Origin of the sequence: uncultured Psychromonas sp. (assembly GCF_947489755.1) — a bacterium.
In the GTDB taxonomy this organism is placed as follows: domain Bacteria; phylum Pseudomonadota; class Gammaproteobacteria; order Enterobacterales; family Psychromonadaceae; genus Psychromonas.
In genome coordinates, this window is record NZ_CANLFB010000012.1 from 22,570 (window position 1) to 42,378 (window position 19,809).

Annotated in this window: 16 protein-coding genes; 3 read left to right on the forward strand and 13 right to left on the reverse strand. The window is 37.9% G+C overall.

Annotation, left to right across the window (positions count from 1 at the left end; all coding sequences use genetic code 11):
- The first annotated feature begins 13 nt into the window (after positions 1–13).
- Positions 14–1,045, forward strand: coding sequence for a dihydroorotase (gene pyrC / locus Q0794_RS08515; protein ID WP_298941298.1), 1,032 nt, complete (start codon positions 14–16; stop codon positions 1,043–1,045).
- 192 nt (positions 1,046–1,237) lie between these two features.
- On the opposite strand, the gene Q0794_RS08520 is transcribed toward pyrC, so the two are convergent.
- Entirely contained in the window at positions 1,238–1,837 is a 600-nt protein-coding gene (locus Q0794_RS08520) for an alkylphosphonate utilization protein (protein WP_298941299.1), read from the reverse strand.
- 100 nt (positions 1,838–1,937) lie between these two features.
- Complete coding sequence (locus Q0794_RS08525; protein WP_298941300.1) at positions 1,938–3,023, reverse strand: glycosyl hydrolase family 18 protein; 1,086 nt, start codon at positions 3,021–3,023, stop codon at positions 1,938–1,940.
- Positions 3,024–3,139: 116 nt separating this feature from the next.
- Between Q0794_RS08525 and Q0794_RS08530 the strand changes: the two genes are divergently transcribed.
- The gene (locus Q0794_RS08530; protein WP_298941301.1) at positions 3,140–4,288 is read left to right on the forward strand and encodes a methyltransferase; all 1,149 of its coding nucleotides are present in this window, start codon (positions 3,140–3,142) and stop codon (positions 4,286–4,288) included.
- Between the two features lie 182 nt (positions 4,289–4,470).
- Here Q0794_RS08530 and Q0794_RS08535 read toward each other — a convergent pair whose 3' ends face one another.
- From Q0794_RS08535 to sdhC, 10 genes are all read right to left on the reverse strand, one after another.
- Complete coding sequence (locus Q0794_RS08535) at positions 4,471–4,986, reverse strand: hypothetical protein (RefSeq protein ID WP_298941302.1); 516 nt, start codon at positions 4,984–4,986, stop codon at positions 4,471–4,473.
- 411 nt (positions 4,987–5,397) lie between these two features.
- Entirely contained in the window at positions 5,398–5,895 is a 498-nt protein-coding gene (locus Q0794_RS08540; protein ID WP_298941303.1) for a PEP-CTERM sorting domain-containing protein, read from the reverse strand.
- Positions 5,896–7,856: 1,961 nt separating this feature from the next.
- Positions 7,857–8,729, reverse strand: coding sequence for a succinate--CoA ligase subunit alpha (gene sucD, locus Q0794_RS08545; RefSeq protein WP_160061424.1), 873 nt, complete (start codon positions 8,727–8,729; stop codon positions 7,857–7,859).
- On the reverse strand, positions 8,729–9,895 hold the full coding sequence (sucC, locus tag Q0794_RS08550; RefSeq protein ID WP_298941304.1) for an ADP-forming succinate--CoA ligase subunit beta: 1,167 nt from the start codon (positions 9,893–9,895) through the stop codon (positions 8,729–8,731). The genes sucD and sucC overlap by 1 nt, the downstream gene beginning before the upstream one ends.
- A gap of 118 nt (positions 9,896–10,013) precedes the next feature.
- Positions 10,014–11,183 carry a 2-oxoglutarate dehydrogenase complex dihydrolipoyllysine-residue succinyltransferase gene (odhB, locus tag Q0794_RS08555; protein WP_298941305.1) on the reverse strand — a complete coding sequence of 390 codons (1,170 nt, stop codon included), beginning with the start codon at positions 11,181–11,183 and terminating at the stop codon, positions 10,014–10,016.
- A 55-nt stretch (positions 11,184–11,238) separates the two neighbouring features.
- Complete coding sequence (gene sucA / locus Q0794_RS08560) at positions 11,239–14,049, reverse strand: 2-oxoglutarate dehydrogenase E1 component (RefSeq protein ID WP_298941306.1); 2,811 nt, start codon at positions 14,047–14,049, stop codon at positions 11,239–11,241.
- Positions 14,050–14,102: 53 nt separating this feature from the next.
- On the reverse strand, positions 14,103–14,819 hold the full coding sequence (locus Q0794_RS08565) for a succinate dehydrogenase iron-sulfur subunit (protein ID WP_298941307.1): 717 nt from the start codon (positions 14,817–14,819) through the stop codon (positions 14,103–14,105).
- A gap of 13 nt (positions 14,820–14,832) precedes the next feature.
- Entirely contained in the window at positions 14,833–16,599 is a 1,767-nt protein-coding gene (gene sdhA / locus Q0794_RS08570) for a succinate dehydrogenase flavoprotein subunit (RefSeq protein ID WP_298941308.1), read from the reverse strand.
- 1 nt (position 16,600) lies between these two features.
- Positions 16,601–16,945: a succinate dehydrogenase, hydrophobic membrane anchor protein gene (gene sdhD, locus Q0794_RS08575; protein ID WP_298941309.1), complete on the reverse strand. Its 345-nt coding sequence runs from the start codon at positions 16,943–16,945 to the stop codon at positions 16,601–16,603.
- The gene (gene sdhC / locus Q0794_RS08580) at positions 16,939–17,313 is read right to left on the reverse strand and encodes a succinate dehydrogenase, cytochrome b556 subunit (protein WP_366522531.1); all 375 of its coding nucleotides are present in this window, start codon (positions 17,311–17,313) and stop codon (positions 16,939–16,941) included. The genes sdhD and sdhC overlap by 7 nt, the downstream gene beginning before the upstream one ends.
- A gap of 395 nt (positions 17,314–17,708) precedes the next feature.
- Between sdhC and gltA the strand changes: the two genes are divergently transcribed.
- Positions 17,709–18,986 (forward strand): citrate synthase, encoded by a 1,278-nt coding sequence (gene gltA / locus Q0794_RS08585; RefSeq protein WP_160061417.1) that lies wholly within the window; start codon positions 17,709–17,711, stop codon positions 18,984–18,986.
- Between the two features lie 50 nt (positions 18,987–19,036).
- Here gltA and Q0794_RS08590 read toward each other — a convergent pair whose 3' ends face one another.
- Positions 19,037–19,642 carry a hypothetical protein gene (locus Q0794_RS08590; RefSeq protein WP_298941310.1) on the reverse strand — a complete coding sequence of 202 codons (606 nt, stop codon included), beginning with the start codon at positions 19,640–19,642 and terminating at the stop codon, positions 19,037–19,039.
- Positions 19,643–19,809: the final 167 nt, after the last annotated feature.

Consider the following 19,809-nt stretch of genomic DNA (forward strand, 5'->3'; position numbering starts at 1 on the left):
TGCGGAGCACTTTATGAGCAGCACACTAACGATTACCCGTCCAGACGATTGGCATGTACATTTACGCGACGGTGACGTATTGAAAGATACTGTCCGTGATACCAGCCGTTATATGGGTAGAGCGATTGTGATGCCTAATTTAGTACCGCCAGTAATGACAACTGAAAGTGCATTAGCATACCGTGAACGTATTTTGGCAGAAAAACCAACAGCAACATTTACGCCATTAATGGTTATCTATTTAACCGATAATACAAGTGCGGAAGAAATCAAAAAAGCGAAGGCTTCTGGTCATGTTTATGCTGCAAAATTATACCCTGCAGGTGCAACAACCAATTCAGATTCGGGCGTGACAAACGTTGATAATATCAAAGCCGCATTACAAGCGATGCAAGAAGTGAATATGCCATTACTAGTGCACGGTGAAGTAACATCACATGAGGTGGATATTTTTGACCGTGAAGAAGTTTTCTTAAAAGAAGTATTAGCACCGATTGTGTCTGATTACCCAAACCTTAAAATCGTACTGGAACACATTACGACTGCAAATGCGGTAGATTTTGTAAATAAAGCAAATGATAACGTGGGTGCGACTATCACTGCTCACCACCTAATGTTTAATCGTAATCATATGTTAGTAGGTGGTATTAAACCGCACTTCTACTGCTTACCAATTTTAAAAAGAAATACACACCAAGCAGCATTAGTAAAAGCAGCAACAAGCGGAAGCAAAAAGTTCTTTTTAGGTACTGACTCTGCACCGCATTCAATTGGCGCAAAAGAATCAGCTTGTGGATGTGCTGGTTCATATACAGCATTTGCCGCATTAGAGTTATATGCAGAAGTATTTGAAGCAGAAAACGCATTAGATAAACTTGAAGGTTTTGCTAGCTTTAATGGGCCTGATTTTTATGAACTACCTCGTAATACTGATACTGTCACTTTAGAAAAACAATCTTGGACAGTACCTGAAACATTAGTTTTTGGTAAGGATGTGGTTGTGCCTATCAAAGCAAATGAAGAGATGACTTGGAAAGTAGTTTAGATAAGTAGTTAACATTAACCACATATAATTAGCCACCTAATAAATAGTGACTAATAATAAGTTGCTTCAACATTTTATTAAGTAATCTAAGCTAATAAAAAAAGGGTCATATTACATTATGCAATATGACCCTTTTTATATCTAACCACCTCCCCACCTCTTTTTACTTAAAGCGCGTAGGGAATCGTCTGATTATTTATCTTCAAATAATGGCATTTTCTTTAGATAAGTCGTTAACAGTACAATACGTACTCCGTTAACACGTCCTTCGATATGCTCAGGATTATCAGTTAGTGAAATATTACGCACTGGCGTACCACGCTTAGCCGTAAAGTTACCACCTTTCACTTCCAAGTCTTTAATTAGCGTAACGTTATCACCGGCTAATAACACCACACCGTTTGAGTCACGCGTTGGCGCAACCGCTTCTATTTCATCTGCAGCAACACCATATTCAGCCCAGGCTTTTTGCTCATCTTCCATGTACATCATATCTAATAGGTCTTGAGCCCATACTTCACTCGCTTTACTTAAGCGTGTTAACAAACGAAAAGCAGTGACTTGAACAGCAGGAACTTGACTCCACATACTATCGTTCAAACAACGCCAATGGTTATTATCCATTTCAGCTGTTTTTTCGATTTGAGGTAAACAAGTAGAACACACTAACACTGATTTATCTGAGTTAGGTTCTTTAACAGGTGGCACTTCAAAAATAGACAGTTCATTATTTGATGAGCATAATTCACAACATCCATTACTACGTTCTGTTAAAGCGGCATTGATCGGCATAATATGACCTTATAGTTAGTAGGGTAAATAAAGGGCGCTATTATGCGCCCTTTTAACCACAATAAAAACCATGAAATAGTAGGCTTATTATTAATAGCAATTAATCACAAATATCATTGGGTCCACCGGCTACTTGCCAGTCAACCGCAGCTAGTATTGAGTAATAGTCACCTTCATCAAAATAATCCTGATCTAATGTGGTTAATACCACGCCACCAGCATAAGATTGTGCATATTCAGTTTTATCATTAACGGTTGGAATACCGTTATAGTTAATATCATCATATTTATTACCATCTTCATCTTCAACGTTACTTGCTTCGTCTACACAAACATTATCAAGGTCGTCATCTGCAATTTCATTAAAGCTGAGCACACCATCACCAGCTGAATACAATGGAATAGCTAACACTATTTTATTCATAACAACACAACGGTCAGTCCAATATTCAATCGCATCTTCAGCATCTTCTAAAGATGAATGTAAATCATCATCATCTGTTGTATCTAATGCCATCACATTGATAAAGTCAGGATAATCTAAGCTGTCGTCTTGAACACCATCATCCGTTGCATCATCGTCTTGACCAGAATCAACCACATAGCTAAACAGTACGCCTTGATCATCCGCTCTGTCTGATATCTCTTTTACGAGATCTTCAAAAAAATCACCTTCATCATCGTCTTCAGGAAAGCGCCAATCGATATCAACCCCATCCAAATCATACTCTTTAATTAAATCTTCGACATTATCAGCGAAATTATCTAACGCAGTATCACTAGCAGCAATGGTATTAAATGCACTATCACTTGAATTACCAAAAGAAACCATTGCATAAACGCCAGCATCTTGCGCATATTCAATCATATCTTCAAATTCCTCTAAATCATCGTCTGTAGGCATGATCAAATCACCATCGGATTCCACACCAATTTTACTATAAATAATATGAGTGAGCATACTGAAGTCGATATTATCCAACGTCTCTTCATCACTAACAGACCAATACGCTATCTGTTTAAAATTAACGGTAGTAGTATCGGTTCCACAAACAGTTTCATCATCTCCATCGGCAATATCTGACAAAATGTCATCAATTTGATTATCACAAGCTGTTAAGGCAAGTAATGGGATACACATTAATAGTGCTTTCATTAATTTATTTTTAATTATTATTATATTCACGAAGCGTCCTATCCTTATTCATTTAGGTATGGTCGATAATATCACTTACCTTAATAGGCCAAGCAAGTTAAAATGGTAAATTAACTCTATATAAATTACCAAATTAGGCAAAAGCTATGAATGAAGCATTAATAATTGCAGATCAAACGTTAATTTTACATCGTCACCCGCGTCGTAAAAATGAAACATTACAAGCGTGGGACTCAGCAGATGAATACCTGATCAATCATTTTAATGAAAATGAACTAGGTAAATACATTACTGAAGATGGGCAGTTATTAATCATCAACGATGGTTTTGGTGCATTAAGTTGTTACTTCAATGAAATAGAAAGAACTGTTGTTTCAGACTCTTTCTTATCTGTTGGGTCAATTAAACTTAATATGCAACGTAACCATTGCATACCTGAGACATTATTAATTCAAGATAGTTTGCAAGAACTACCAACTAATGCGAAAGTGGTGCTCATTAAAGTACCAAAAACATTGGCATTTTTAGAATACCAACTACAACAACTAAGCGCTGTTATCGATAAAGACACAATTATTGTTGCAGCGGGTAAAGTAGATGCAATCCATAAATCTACATTAGCTTTATTTGAAAAATATATTGGTACGACTAAAACATCACTAGCGAAGAAAAAATCACGCTTGATCTTTAGTTTGCCAGATCAAAATGAAATCCCAGAAACTGAAGTCGCTATTACATGGGAAATAGAACGCCTAGAATGGAAAATTCATAACCATGCCAATGTATTCTCTCGTAATCATTTAGATATTGGCGGTCGTTATTTAATGGATAACTTACCTGAAGGCGACTTTACTAAAGTGGTTGATTTAGGATGTGGTAATGGCGTTGTAGGTATGTCGGCAGCTGAAGCTTACCCAGAAGCGCAGATTACATTTATCGATGAGTCTTATATGGCAGTCGATTCAGCACGTATTAATATGCTGAAAAACTTCGAGGAAGAGCGCTCTGATAATACTCGTTTTGTAGTTAATAATGGGCTAGTTGGATTTAAAGCACGTAGCTATGATTTGATTTTATGTAACCCACCTTTCCATCAACAACATGCTATTACTGACCATATCGCGTGGAGCATGTTTAACGACGCTCATTTTTGTTTAGCTGTAAATGGTGAGTTAGTGATCGTGGGTAATCGTCATTTAGACTACCAAGATAAATTAGACCGTATTTTTGGGAATTGTGAGTTAATTGCAGAAAACAAGAAATTTGTTGTTTTACGTGCCGTTAAATACGATTAATCTGCCGCAGTAAACAGGCGTTATAATCTGTCTTTAAAACTCAAAGGCTGTACTGGTTTAGTACAGCCTTTTTTATTCTCATTTCCCTCGACCCACTTATTATCTGAATCCAAATAATAAAAATTAATTCAACAAAATTTTACATGAGTGTATTCATTCAATATGACACGATGCATGCAAGCTTAACTTCGACTTACCACTTTCCCACAGGTATAAACTTCGCCATAAGATGCAGACTTAACCTTCAGCGTAGTTTTCGTTAAAGAAACTATCGTACCTGATTCATTAACTGTCGCAGGTAAAATCTTTTTTAAATTTAACAATGATTCTAATTTAGGATGACTTACATTCTTAAAATTTATGTCTTTTGATTTAATGGTCAGGTCATTGCCTTTAAGGACCCAAGTAGAATTATCCGTCACACTGTACTTAAGTTCAGGCATGCCGTTAATTTTAAAAAACAAATCCCCACTACCGTTAGATTGACCATTTGCTAGATAATTAATTTTATAATTTACCTTAATCGACATTTTAGTATTAGGCTCTTCCATATCATGTTGACATAACCAAGTACCATATAAGTTCTTTTCGGTAATTGATGATGCCGCTAGGGTAGATGGAGCCGTTGTTACTTCTGCAGCAACACTCGGTATTGAATAAATAAACATTAATGCTGGCAATACTTTAACTAAGTTCATGTTTAACCTTATAACAAACGAAATACAAAATAAGTGTTAGATTTAAAACCACATGGATTAAACCGATACCCCCTTAGTCAACATTTTAAACGAATAAATCCTTTGATCTTATAAAAATATTTTTATTTAACCGTCATAAAGAGAATTAGAGCCGATCACATACAAGAAAACATGACAACTTATTTCAAAGCGTATTAAATCGCTTATCTTTTAGAAGCTCGCTTTAACTCCTTATACTTTTTATACTTTTTATACTTTTTATACTTTTTAAACATTAGAGGACAAATTAAAATTGATACCAGAAGTAACCAATAAACGTAAACAATAGGCATAAAAAAACCTCACTAAAAGCGAGGCTTGATCATAAAAAATTGGGCAAACTAATCATTCACCCGACATATTTATGATAGGTTATAGCTTACGTTGACGGCCTAAACTTAAACCAATGATTGCAAGACCTAGTATCAGTATAGTACTTGGTTCTGGTACTTGTACCGTTAAAGTTGAATTACCAACACTAACACTTGTAAAGAACCCTGCATAGACGATGACATCTAATAAACCATCACTATTAAGGGCGGCTAAAGCATTGATTTCTAGATCACCAAGATAACCACTGCCTAACGTAATCGCACCTGAATCAAAATCAAACTCATCAATTTGAAATAACAGCGTCTCCCAGATATTAAGGTTATTAACTTCAATTGCTAAATTTGCACTTGTTGCGGTTCCAAATGTAAACCCATCATCAGTAATATCATGTTGATAAGAAATTGAGTTTCCAATGCCACTAAGCGCCTGATCTTGATAAACAACGTCTACGATCATACTTGCAAAAGAGTTTGTGCTAAACAATAGACCTAAGAGTAATCCTATTTTTCTAATATTTGAAAATTTAAATATGTCCATATTTCACCTCTATCCTATTTAATGTAAAAATGAAAAGCTTAATAAAATGAAATCATTAAATATAAAAATATCAATGATATGCACTTATTATTCTGCATCAAGCGTGCCACTATAACTTTTACTATGTTTAACAATTAGATAGGACATCAAACAATAATAAAATGAATTTATTGCAAAAAACATCAACACATTGATAATTTATTATCTTAAATGAAGTCAGTATTTAATAAAAAACTGCCTCTTTCTCGTTGCTTCAATAGTTATGTAAATGACTATAATTTTAAAAGTCATTTTAATATATACAAAGAAATGTTTGAAAAGTAAAAATAGGTATAAATTAACTTCTATAGTAAAACGCATTTAATTTAAAACACATCATTCAACATACGAATATAAAAAGGTTAAAAATAAGCAGATACTAATGCATAGTATTTCGACATATTTTATCTGCTTTATAACGTTGATTACGATCTCAATGACTATTTCAACTAACTATTAAATCGTTTTCACGCCAGACTCTCTTCATTTTTTAAGGTATGAAACATCAATTGATTGTCGAAAGTTGTATCGGGACACTAGCTTTAACCTGCTGGGAGTTGTGCATTAATTTTGATGTTTTGACTTCTGGGCGTTAACTTTAGTCCGCAGAGAGTTGTGTGTTTGGTGTGTAGTAGTACAGTATTGATATTTTGACTTGGGCCGCTGGCTTTAGTCCGCAGAGAGCTGTCTGTTGGGGTAATGATACAGAGTTGGTATTTTGACTTTGGGCTGCTGGCTTTAGCCCCCAGAGAGTTGTGTGTTGGGGTAATGGTACCGTGTTGGTATTTTGCCTTTAGGGCGCTGGCTTTAGCCTGCAGGAGCTTGTGTGTTGGTGTAATGGTACAGAGTTGGTATTTTGACTTTGGGGCGCTAGCTTTAGCCCGCAGAGAGTTGTGTTGGTGTAATGGTACAGAGTTGGTATTTTGACTTTGAGGCGCTGGCTTTAGCCTGCAGAATTTTGTGTGTTGATTTTATATTCGAAACCAACAATGCCCCCCAAAATACCAAGAACCCTGCAAGCTGAAAACAGAACTCATAGAGCACCTTCGCTCATGACACTATGCTCTGCTTAATTCGTCATGCGTCCCTAGATCAAAAAATTTCTCATCTATGTATTCAGTAAAAACGTACAGCACTTTAAATTGTTTCTATATTAGCGTACTAAAATACTCGCCAAGTTAACCACAACATAAACAGCAGGCATAAAAAAGCCCCGCTAAAAAGCGAGGCTTGATGATGAGTACTCAGTTAAGAGATTACCAACCAGTGATTTCGCGTAAAGCGCTACCAATTTCAGCTAAAGATTTAGTCATTTAACGCCCGCATCCCTTCTTTAAGGTATAGCACTTTAAATGTATCTTCTATACACGTTACAAAAGAGAACAAAACTACTTCCAAGTTAGCCTAAAACTCAAACAATAGACATAAAAAAGCCCCGCTAAAAGCGAGGCTTGATGATGAGTACTCAGTTAAGAGATTACCAACCAGTGATTTCGCGTAAAGCGCTACCAATTTCAGCTAGAGATTTAGTCATTTTCACGTCCGCATCCCTTCTTTAAAGTATAGCGTTTTAAATTTTATCTTCTATACACCTTACAAAAGAGAACAAAACCACCTCCAAGTTAGCCTAAAACTTAAACAGTAGGCATAAAAAAGCCCCGCTAAAAAGCGAGGCTTGGTGATGAGTATTCAGTTAAGCGATTACCAACCAGTGATTTCGCGTAAAGCGCTACCAATTTCAGCTAAAGATTTAGTCATTTAACGCCCGCATCCCTTCTTTAAGGTATAGCACTTTAAATGTATCTTCTATACACGTTACAAAAGAGAACAAAACTACTTCCAAGTTAGCCTAAAACTCAAACAATAGACATAAAAAAGCCCCGCTAAAAGCGAGGCTTGATGATGAGTACTCAGTTAAGAGATTACCAACCAGTGATTTCGCGTAAAGCGCTACCAATTTCAGCTAGAGATTTAGTCGTTTTCACGCCCGCATCTTCAAGTGCTTTAAATTTATCTTCAGCAGTACCTTTACCACCAGCGATAATTGCGCCAGCATGACCCATACGCTTACCAGCAGGTGCAGTAACACCAGCAATGTAAGATACAACAGGTTTAGTGACGTTTGCTTTGATATAAGCAGCCGCTTCTTCTTCCGCAGTACCACCGATTTCACCAATCATAACGATTGCTTCAGTCTCAGGATCTTCTTGGAATAATTTTAAAATATCAATGAAGCTTGAACCTGGGATTGGGTCGCCACCGATACCAACACACGTTGATTGGCCGAAACCTTCATCCGTAGTTTGTTTAACTGCTTCATAAGTTAATGTACCTGAACGCGATACGATACCTACTTTACCTTTCTTATGAATGTGACCAGGCATGATGCCGATTTTACATTCATCAGGTGTAATAACACCAGGACAGTTAGGACCGATCATCACAACGCCTTCTTGATCTAGTTTGATTTTAACTGCAACTAAATCTAGTGTTGGGATACCTTCAGTGATAGTAACGATTAATTTAATACCTGCATCAATCGCTTCTAAAATAGCATCTTTACAAAATGGTGCTGGTACGTAGATAACTGATGCTGTTGCGCCAGTTTTTTCTACTGCTTCACGTACTGTATTAAATACAGGAAGACCTAAATGTGTTTGACCGCCTTTACCAGGAGAAACACCACCAACCATTTGCGTACCGTACTCAAGTGCTTGCTCAGAATGGAAAGTACCTTGACCACCAGTGAAACCCTGACAAATTACTTTAGTATCTTTATTAATTAAAATGCTCATTATTTTCCACCTACCGCTTTAACAGACTGCTGCGCAGCATCTGTTAATGATGTTGCTGCAATAATATTAAGACCTGACTCAGCTAGAATCTTACGACCTAACTCAGCATTATTACCTTCTAAACGAACGATAACAGGAACAGATACACCTACTTCTGCAACTGCACCGATAACGCCGTCAGCGATTAAATCACAACGTACGATACCGCCGAAGATGTTAACTAAAACAGCTTTAACTTTATCGTCAGAAAGAATGATTTTAAATGCTTCAGTAACACGTTCTTTAGTTGCGCCGCCGCCAACATCTAGGAAGTTAGCCGGGTTGCCGCCATGTAAGTTAACCATGTCCATCGTACCCATAGCAAGACCAGCACCATTAACCATACAGCCAATGTTTCCGTCTAGTGCTACGTAGTTTAATTCCCACTGTGCAGCATGCATTTCACGTGCGTCATCTTGCGTTGTATCGTTAATCGCTAGAAGCTCTTTTTGACGGTACATTGCATTTGAATCGATAGAAATTTTGCCATCAAGACAAATTAGGTCATCAGCTCCAGTAACAACTAATGGATTGATTTCTAATAATGATAAATCTTTCTGTTCAAAAATAGTCGCTAAGCCTAGGAAAATTTTAGTAAATTGACCGACTTGCTTACCAGAAAGACCTAATTTAAATGCTAATTCACGACCTTGGTACGCTTGTGCGCCAACCAATGGGTCAATCATAGCGGTATGAATAAGTTCAGGTGTTTCTTCAGCAACTTTCTCAATTTCAACGCCGCCTTCAGTAGACGCCATGAACGTAACACGTTGTGAAGCACGGTCAATAACCGCACCTAAATAAAGCTCATTAGCAATGTCACTACATTCTTCTAATAATAATTTATTAACTGGTTGACCATTTGCGTCTGTTTGGTAAGTCACTAAGTTTTGACCTAACCATTTGTTAGCAAATCCACGGATTTTTTCATCTGAATCAACTAATTCAACACCACCCGCTTTACCACGACCGCCCGCATGTACCTGACATTTAATAACCCAACGCTCGCCACCTAATTTAGATGCAGCATTCACCGCATCTTCAGCGCTGTCGCAAGCGACACCATTAGGAACCGGTAAACCGTATTCTTTAAATAATTGTTTTGCCTGATATTCATGCAAATTCATGATTTATTTCCATCTGTTTAGTTAAACTTAATAGCCCGAAGGCCGTGAGTGTAAAAACAATTTGTTGTGGCTGTTTAACGATCTAAACAGCCAATCGACTAATACTTAAAAATCAATATTAAACGTCTAGTAATAGACGTGTTGGATCTTCAAGTAGTTCTTTGATTGTTACTAAGAATCCTACTGATTCTTTACCATCAATTAAACGATGATCGTATGAAAGTGCTAGGTACATCATAGGTAAAATTTTCACTTCACCATTAACTGCCATTGGGCGGTCTTGGATTTTATGCATACCTAAGATAGCGGCTTGTGGTGGGTTAATAATTGGCGTTGAAAGTAGCGAACCAAATACACCACCGTTAGTCACCGTAAAGTTACCGCCCATCATTTCGTCAACGGTTAATTTGCCGTCACGACCTTTGATTGCAAGCTCACGAATGCCTTTTTCAATATCAGCAACACTTAGTGTGTCAGTATCACGTAAAACAGGTGTTACCAGACCACGAGGTGTTGATACTGCAATGCTGATGTCAAAGAAGTTGTGGTAAACAATATCAGTACCGTCAATTGCTGCATTAACTTCAGGGTAACGTTTAAGCGCTTCAGTCACGGCTTTGATGTAGAAAGACATGAACCCTAAACGGATACCATGTTTTTTCTCAAACACTTCTTGATATTGCTTACGAAGATCCATGATAGGTTTCATGTTTACTTCGTTAAACGTTGTCAACATTGCCGTTGAATTTTTAGCTTCTAGTAGACGCTCAGCAACACGTTTACGTAAACGTGTCATTGGTACACGCTTGTCACTACGTGCAGCAACAGCAGCCACGATATCAACCTTAGGTGCTGTTTCATTTTTGTTTTTAGACGTACGGAAGTTATCTACATCTTCACGAGTGATAACACCACCTTTACCAGACCCTTTGATATCACGTGCATCAATGCCTTCTTCAAGCATTAAACGGCGTACAGATGGACTTGCATCAGCAGTGCCTGCAGGTGCTTCAGCTGGCGCAGCAGCTTCTTCTTTAGCGGCAGCAGGTGCATCCGCTTCTTCTAATTTAGCTAATAATTGCTTAGAAAGTACGGTTGCACCTTCATCTTCAATGATTTCTTTTAAGATACCTGATGCTGTAGCAGGTACTTCTAACACAACTTTATCGGTTTCGATTTCAACTAATACTTCATCACGCTCAACGAAGTCACCAGGTTGTTTGTGCCAAGTTGCTACAGTTGCATCTGCAACTGATTCTGGAAGTTCTGGAACTAATACTTCAATCATAATTAACGCTTCCTACAATAATAATATTTATTCAATAAATTCGGTTTAATGTTGATTACTGTTCATCAAAACCAAGTGCTTCGTTCACTAATGCTTTTTGTTGCTTAACATGCAGAGACATATAACCTACCGCCGTTGATGCTGATGCTGCACGACCTGCATATTGCAGCGTAGCGCCTTCAGGCATTACAGTACGGAAGTTATGTTGGCTACAGTACCAAGCACCCTGGTTTTGAGGCTCTTCTTGACACCAAATAAACTCAGTTACATGTGCATACTGCTCAAGCAAATCATTTACTTCATCAGTTGGGAATGGGTAAAGTTGTTCGATACGTATAATAGCGACATGATTTAAACCTTCAGCGCGACGTTTTTCTAGTAGTTCATAGTAAACCTTACCGCTACATAGAATAATACGAGTCACTGCTTCTGGATCTAGCTCATCCACTTCACCAATTGCATTTAAGAATGTACCAGATGCTAATTCATCTAAGCTAGAAACCGCTAATGGATGACGTAACAATGATTTAGGTGACATAACAATCAGTGGACGACGCATTGAACGAATCACTTGGCGACGTAACATGTGGTAAACCTGAGCAGGTGTTGAAGGAACACATACCTGCATATTATGCTCAGCACATAATTGTAAAAAACGTTCTAAACGCGCTGATGAATGCTCTGGACCTTGACCTTCATAACCATGCGGTAATAAAACAGTAAGACCACACATACGGCCCCACTTCTGCTCACCTGATGATAAGAATTGGTCAAATACAACTTGAGCACCATTTGCAAAGTCACCAAACTGCGCTTCCCAAATACATAAACCTTTAGGTGCACCAGTAGAGTAACCGTATTCAAATGCTAATACTGCTTCTTCAGATAACACTGAATCATAAACATCAAAGTGACCTTGATCATCAGAGATATTTTGAAGCGGTGTATAACGTTTAGCTTCTGTTTGCTCATGCAATACTGCATGACGGTGGAAGAAGGTACCACGAGCAGAATCTTGACCCACTAAACGAATATTGTATTTAGAATCTAACAGTGTTGCGTAAGCTAAGTTTTCAGCAAACCCCCAATCTAAGAGTTTCTCACCACGCGCCATTGCTTGACGATCATTATAGATCTTAGCAATACGAGAGTGTTGTTTCTGTTCTTCAGGGTAATGGCTGATAGATTCAGCTAACTCAACTAAGCGCTGCTTCTGGAAGCCTGCTTCATATGATGAGTGCCACTCATGTTTTAGGTAAGGAGACCAATCAATTGAATTACCTTGCATTGCTTGCCATTCTTTAACAACACATTCGCCATTATCTAAGGCATCACGGTAATTAGAAACTAGTTCCTTAGCAAAACCCTCTGCAATAACACCTTCACTTTCTAATTGCTTACTATAGATTTCGCGTGGCGTAGGATGCTTTTTGATTTTTTGGTACATAACTGGTTGTGTTGCACTCGGCTCATCAGCTTCATTATGGCCATGACGACGGTAACAAACTAAATCGATAACCACATCACGCTTGAATTTATTACGGAAATCAATTGCGATATGTGCCGCTTGCATAACTGCTTCAGGATCATCACCATTCACATGGAAAATAGGCGCTTGGACCATTTTTGCAATATCAGTACAGTAACGTGTAGAGCGAGTATCTTGAGGGTCTGAAGTAGTGAAACCAACTTGGTTGTTGATAACGATACGGATTGTACCACTTACTTTAAAAGCGCGTGCTTGTGACATATTAAATGTCTCTTGCACAACACCTTGACCAGCAATCGCAGAGTCACCGTGAATAGTAATAGGTAAAACACTTTCACCAATACTGTTCAAACGTTCTTGACGAGCACGAACCGACCCTAATACAACTGGGTTAACGATTTCTAAATGTGACGGATTAAATGCTAATGATAAATGAACATTACCTTTAGCCGTTTTAAAGTCACTACTAAAACCTTGGTGATATTTAACATCGCTTGAACCGTCGATATTGGCATGCTTACCAGCAAACTCGTTAAACAAGTCCGTTGGTTTCTTACCAAGTACGTTTACTAATACATTTAAACGTCCACGGTGAGCCATTCCGATAACAACTTCATGTGCGCCTTGCTCACCAGAACGTCGAATGACTTCTTTAAGCATAGGAACAAATGAGTCGCCACCTTCTAGTGAGAAACGTTTTGCACCAGGGAATTTAGAACCAATATAACGCTCTAGCCCTTCTGCTGCAGTTAACTCTTCTAAGAAACGATTTTTAGATTCGTTGCTGAATGAAGGACGACTTTCACATGATTCAATACGGTTTTGGATCCAACGCTTTTCATCAGTATTAGTGATGTGCATATATTCCACACCTAACGAACCACAATATGTTCGTTTAAGTGAAGCAATAAGATCCTTTAATACCATTGTTTCATTGCCAGCAGCAAATGAACCGACATTAAAGTTAGCATCTAAATCAGAACCCGTTAGTTCATGGTAAAAAGGGTCTAACTCTTTAACTGATTCTGTTTTAACTAAACCAAGAGGATCTAAGTTAGCAATTTCATGTCCACGGTTACGATAAGCACCGATTAATTGTAACACTTTGACTTGTTTTGCATCATTGTGAACAGCACCATCTGGTGGTGTGAAACATTTTGGGCCTTTGGCCGCAAGCTTCATCTGTTCACGGATAATTGAATGACGCTCCTCAGGAGCATCAGTCACGCTTGGTAACTCATCAAAGACTTCACGCCAATTAGCGTCCACAGCAAGTGGATCCTCTAAATACAATTCGTAAATATCTTCGATATAAGTAGAATTTGCCCCGGAAAGATGCGATGAGGCTAACCAAGTTTCCATAACATTAGTTGGCATTAACATTCCTTATACTTTTATTAATTGCTTAATTAGTAATGTTTAGTTAAAAATTAAACAGCGCGCTGTAATAACATAGATTTAATTTTACCAATCGCTTTGGTAGGGTTTAATCCCTTAGGACAAACACTAACGCAGTTCATGATACTGTGACAACGAAAAACACTAAAAGCATCATCTAAATTCGACAAGCGTTCTTCAGTTGCACTATCTCGACTATCAATAAGAAAACGGTAAGCAGCTAATAAACCAGCTGGACCAATAAACTTATCTGGATTCCACCAAAATGAAGGACATGAGGTTGAACAACATGCACATAAAATACATTCGTATAAACCATCAAGTTTTTCACGCTCTTCTGGAGATTGTTTAAACTCTCCTGCAGGCGGTGTACGATCATCATTAATTAAAAACGGTTTCACTTTTTCATACTGAGTATAAAATTGTGTCATATCGATAACCAAATCACGTATCACTGGCAAGCCAGGTAGTGGACGGATAATTACTTTTTTGCCTGTTGATAACACATCAGACAATGGCGTAATACATGCAAGTCCATTTTTACCATTCATATTAACACCATCAGATCCACAAACACCTTCGCGGCATGAACGACGGAATGAAAGTGACGCATCTTTTTCTTTCAATAAGATAAGCGCATCAAGCACCATCATGTCAGAACCTTCAGGTACGTCTAATGATGCATCTTGCATATAAGGCTTAGCATCAACATCAGGGTTGTAACGGTAAATCGAAAAATTAATATTCATATCTATAAACCTTCTAGTAAACACGCGCTTTAGGTGGGAAAGCTTCACGTAGTACTGGCGCCATGTTCACGTCACGTTTACACATACTTTCTGTTTCTGCAATGTACATACTGTGGTGTAACCAGTTCGCATCATCACGGTCAGGGAAATCGAAACGACTATGTGCGCCACGACTTTCTGTACGGAAATTAGCAGATTTAGCAGTTGCTAACGCTGTTTCCATTAAGTTATCTAATTCTAAGCATTCGATTCGGTCAGTATTAAACTCACTGCTCTTATCGCTTAATTTTGCATTTTTAAGACGTTCACGAATTGCTTCAAGTTCAGCAAGACCTTCAGCCATTGCAGGACCGTCACGGAATACACCGAAGTTATTCTGCATACATTCTTTCAAGTCTTTACGAATTTCGTTTGGACATTCAGTGCCTGCACCTTTTTCCCAACGATTATAACGCTCTAATGCAGCTTCAATGTTTTCTTCAGTAGGTGCTTTCGACGTATTTTCTTCACTTAATACTTTACCAAGATGCTTACCTGCAGCTCGACCGAATACCACTAAATCTAATAAAGAGTTACCACCTAAACGGTTAGCTCCATGAACAGATACACAGGCGATTTCACCTACCGCAAACAACCCTTTCACTTCGACATCTTTACCGTCTGCATCAAGTTTTAATGCTTGACCATTAACAGTTGTTGGAACGCCACCCATCATATAATGACAAGTTGGAATAATTGGAATCGGCTCATGTACTGGATCAACATGTGCAAACGTACGAGATAATTCACAAACACCTGGTAAACGACTTTCTAAAACATCTTTACCAAGATGATCTAGTTTCAATTTAATGTGCGTGCCCCAAGGACCTTCACAACCACGACCTTCACGAATTTCAATCATGATAGAACGAGCAACAACATCACGACCGGCTAAATCTTTAGCATTCGGTGCATAACGTTCCATGAAGCGTTCGCCGTCTTTATTAAGAAGGTAACCACCTTCACCACGACAACCTTCTGTTACCAATGTACCCGCACCCGCTATACCGGTTGGGTGAAATTGCCACATTTCCATATCTTGTACTGGCACGCCAGCACGTAATGCCATACCAACACCGTCACCAGTATTAATATGTGCATTAGTAGTTGAAGCATAAATACGCCCTGCTCCACCCGTTGCTAACACTGTCGCTTGCGCTTTAAACATGCACACTTCGCCAGTCTCAATTTCAATGGCAGTACAACCTACTACATCACCATCGTCATTTTTAACTAAATCAAGCGCATACCACTCAGAGAAGATAGTTGTTTTATTTTTAATATTCTGTTGGTAAAGCGTATGTAGTAAAGCATGACCTGTTCGGTCTGCTGCTGCAGCCGTACGTGCCGCTTGCTCACCACCAAATTCTTTAGATTGGCCACCAAAAGGACGTTGATATACTGAACCGTCTTCAAAACGAGAAAAAGGTAGTCCCATATTTTCTAATTCGCGAACAGCTTCAGGGCCTTCATTACACATATATTCGATAGCGTCTTGGTCACCGATGAAATCAGAACCTTTAACTGTATCGTACATGTGCCATTGCCAGTTATCTGCATGTGCATTACCAAGAGCAACAGTAATACCACCTTGAGCTGATACAGTATGTGAGCGCGTTGGGAATACTTTCGTAATCAACGCACAGCTTTTTCCTTCCTGCGAAATAGAAAGTGCCGCGCGCATACCTGCACCACCAGCACCAATTACAATCGCATCAAATTCACGAATAGGTAAACTCACCTTAAACACCCCACAAAATTACAAAACCAAAAACAACATACGCAAATGCAACAGTCGTTAATACAAACTGTAATGTGCCACGTAATAACGTACATTTAACGTAATCTGTTAACACTTGCCAAATACCAATCCAAGAATGGACAAGCATAGCAACCAACGCCATTAGCGTTAGCACCTTAGTAAATGTTAAAGAGAAAAAGTCTGTCCAAACCTGATAAGTAATATCAGTAGACACGATAAAGCCTACAATATAGATAATGTAGGCTAGAAGAATGACAGCACTGGCACGCAATAAAATGTAATCATGCACACCACTTCGTCCAAAAGTACCTGCAACCTTTACCATACTAAAATCCCCGCTAATATTGACAGAACAGCAGTAATGGCAAAACCAACTTTTGCACTTAATGCCGAACTCTCTAACTCTTCCCAATGCCCTAAATCTTGAATCATATGTCTAATACCAAATACAGCGTGGTATGCAAGACCTGTTAATGATCCCCAAAAAACAAACTCGACAATAAACAAGTCAAAATAACCTTGTACATGTTGAAAGTCTTCAGCGGATGATAACGAACAGTTTAGGAGGGTTAAGAATATTGCCAAGGCAATAAAAACGATAATCCCAGAAACACGATGCAGAATAGATGCTGTAGCAGTAATGGGAAATTTAACCGTGGATAGGTCTAAATTTTTTGGTCTCTCTTTGCGCACAATTTTTCTCTTTATTAATGGCTAAAAGTAAGGGGTTGTTTTCACAGGCACTATTGTTAGCATATTGTTAACACTTTGTGACAAGTAAAATATTTCTTTTGTGAACCAAACACAATTAAAAATAAAATTTGTGAGTTATTAGACATAAAATAAACACAAAAAATTTCAGCTCACTCACCTGCCAGATTACCAGAGACGCGGGCAGACTTGTAGTGCTAATTGAGATAATTTTATTTTTTATTGATTGTACTTTATGTGAGTTCAGAGTAATTTTAATTGTTAACAACTTCAGCTCTCAAAGTTGAAATGTTAAATTTGACAAGGTCAATGTTAGACTGTAAAAATATGCCATCAAAAAAAAGAGTATAAATAATTTTAAGTCAAGGGAGAGAATAATGTCGGATAAAGTCGCAATACTTCATTTACCAGGTCAAGATCCTGTAGAACTACCTATCCACCAAGGATCAGCTGGTAATGATGTAATTGATATTCGTAGCTTAGGTAAAACTGGTTACTTCACTTACGACCCTGGATTCCTTGCTACAGCTTCTTGTGAGTCAGCAATAACTTACATTGACGGTGACAAAGGGATCTTATTACACCGTGGCTATGCGATAGATGAATTAGCTGATAAATCAGATTACTTAGAAGTTTGTTATCTGTTATTAAACGGTCAATTACCTAGCACAGAAGAATTTGCAAAATTCAAACATACTGTACTTCACCATACAATGCTTCACGAACAACTGGTTGCTTTTTACCGTGGATTCCGTCGTGATTCACATCCAATGGCTATCATGGTTGGTGTTGTTGGCGCACTATCTGCGTTCTACCACGATTCATTAGACATCTCTAATGAATCATGTCGTGAAATAGCAGCATTTCGTCTTATTTCAAAAGTACCAACACTGGCAGCAATGAGTTACAAATATTCTGTAGGCCAACCATTCATGTACCCAGATAACACATTATCTTATGCGGGTAACTTCTTGAAGATGATGTTTGGTATTCCTTGTGAAGAATATGTGGTTAACCCTGTTTTAGAAAGCGCAATGGATAAAATTTTAATCCTTCATGCTGACCATGAACAAAATGCATCAACGTCTACTGTACGTTTAGCCGGTTCATCTGGTGCTAACCCATTTGCATGTATTGCAGCGGGTATTGCTTCTCTATGGGGTCCTGCACATGGTGGCGCTAATGAAGCATGTTTAGAAATGTTAGAAGAAATTGGTTCTGTCGATCGCATTCCAGAATTTGTTGCAAGAGCGAAAGATAAAAATGACCCATTCCGTCTAATGGGCTTTGGTCATCGTGTTTACAAAAACCATGATCCACGTGCAACAGTAATGCGTAAAACATGTCATGAAGTGCTTGAAGAGTTAAACATTGACGATCCACTTCTAGATGTAGCAATGGAATTAGAGCGTATTGCGCTTGAAGACCCATACTTCATCGAGAAAAAACTTTACCCTAATGTAGATTTCTACTCAGGTATCGTTTTACGTGCAATGGGCATCCCACGTACTATGTTTACAGTAATTTTTGCTGTATCACGTACTGTTGGTTGGATTTCACACTGGAAAGAAATGTTAGATCAACCAGGCCAGAAAATTGGTCGTCCTCGTCAGTTATACACTGGTGAAGTAGATTTAACGTACCCAGAGAAATAGTAATAAAATGCTAAACCAACCCTCACCTTAATTCGTGAGGGTTGGTTTTTTTAACTTAGCTGCTTTGACCATTGAATTAACTTTTTCTTCGGATATTTCTTCATTACTTCTTTTTGAACCTTCAAGTAATAATCATTGTTAACATCATCTACCTTAAGTAACGTATTCGCATAAAGCATTCGTGCATAAGTGTATTTTTTAAGCGTAAGATGTTTCAACGTACACACCTTGGCGTAAATCTCAGCTTTAAATAAATCCCCTTTTTCAGTTTCTCTATCAATATTGATACTATTTTCAACATCACTGATATGCGCTAATTCGTTTATGAGAAAAACATACCGATATGCGGCATTCATTATGTGTACATGATGATCAGCAGTGTACGGGATAAATTCACTTTGAATGAATACAACAGCCTTATCTTCGTTGTTTAATGTAAAGAAAGCGGTCACTCCACCTTTTTTTACATTTGTAAAATGAATGTATTCTGATATTTCTTTAAAGTTAACAATATGATCAAATTTAATACGGTGTCTAATCATCAAGTCTTGTGTTGGAATACTTAAATCAGGGGTTAAAATAATCGTTACTTTGCCTTTAACGTCTTCTTTTTGTTTTAGAATTTCAAACAAATTTTCATAATTAACATCGCTCATCAGTACTCACTTCACTTTTTATTACAAAAAAAGAAATTTAAACACAATAATTAAAGATAAGATAACTTATATTTAAGTTAAATTGAGTTAAATTGAGTTAAGCGCTTACTGCTGGATCTAAGAAAAGTATTAACAGATACCCGTTATGATTTACTTTTATCTGTACA

Bases quoted from the DNA above. Each gene is read 5' to 3' on its own strand.
- Q0794_RS08520 (WP_298941299.1), bottom strand. From the start codon at position 1,837: ATGCCGATCAATGCCGCTTTAACAGAACGTAGTAATGGATGTTGTGAA.
- sdhD (WP_298941309.1), bottom strand. From the start codon at position 16,945: ATGGTAAAGGTTGCAGGTACTTTTGGACGAAGTGGTGTGCATGATTAC.
- Q0794_RS08565 (WP_298941307.1), bottom strand. From the start codon at position 14,819: ATGAATATTAATTTTTCGATTTACCGTTACAACCCTGATGTTGATGCT.
- Q0794_RS08535 (WP_298941302.1), bottom strand. From the start codon at position 4,986: ATGAACTTAGTTAAAGTATTGCCAGCATTAATGTTTATTTATTCAATA.
- sucD (WP_160061424.1), bottom strand. From the start codon at position 8,729: ATGAGCATTTTAATTAATAAAGATACTAAAGTAATTTGTCAGGGTTTC.
- Q0794_RS08590 (WP_298941310.1), bottom strand. From the start codon at position 19,642: ATGAGCGATGTTAATTATGAAAATTTGTTTGAAATTCTAAAACAAAAA.
- Q0794_RS08530 (WP_298941301.1), top strand. From the start codon at position 3,140: ATGAATGAAGCATTAATAATTGCAGATCAAACGTTAATTTTACATCGT.
- gltA (WP_160061417.1), top strand. From the start codon at position 17,709: ATGTCGGATAAAGTCGCAATACTTCATTTACCAGGTCAAGATCCTGTA.
- odhB (WP_298941305.1), bottom strand. From the start codon at position 11,183: ATGATTGAAGTATTAGTTCCAGAACTTCCAGAATCAGTTGCAGATGCA.
- pyrC (WP_298941298.1), top strand. From the start codon at position 14: ATGAGCAGCACACTAACGATTACCCGTCCAGACGATTGGCATGTACAT.
- sucC (WP_298941304.1), bottom strand. From the start codon at position 9,895: ATGAATTTGCATGAATATCAGGCAAAACAATTATTTAAAGAATACGGT.
- Q0794_RS08540 (WP_298941303.1), bottom strand. From the start codon at position 5,895: ATGGACATATTTAAATTTTCAAATATTAGAAAAATAGGATTACTCTTA.
- sucA (WP_298941306.1), bottom strand. From the start codon at position 14,049: ATGCCAACTAATGTTATGGAAACTTGGTTAGCCTCATCGCATCTTTCC.